Source organism: Olleya sp. Ti.3.14, from assembly GCF_038154885.1.
Lineage (GTDB): Bacteria > Bacteroidota > Bacteroidia > Flavobacteriales > Flavobacteriaceae > Olleya.
In genome coordinates, this window is record NZ_JBAKAO010000105.1 from 1 (window position 1) to 255 (window position 255).

Consider the following 255-nt stretch of genomic DNA (forward strand, 5'->3'; position numbering starts at 1 on the left):
TTGCAAAACCGTCTGCATCATTATCACAAACTTCTAAAGCACTTGGGTCTGTTATTTGTGGTGTTGGATTTACTATTAAAACCAAGTCTACAAACGTTGCACAGTCTGTTGAGATTGTTGCACTTTCTACGCGTACATAAATAACCTGTGTATTTGCTACAATGTTATTATAGGGACTAACTAATGGGTTTACGTTATTTGTCGCGTCACTTGAGGTTTCGTGATAAGTTACCGTTAATCCTGGTGCGCCTCCTG

1 protein-coding gene is annotated in these 255 nt (G+C 39.2%); it reads right to left on the reverse strand.

What is annotated here, in order from left to right; all coding sequences use genetic code 11:
* The coding region (locus V6251_RS15475) for a hypothetical protein (protein WP_341589035.1) at nucleotides 1–255 on the reverse strand (255 nt) is incomplete at both ends.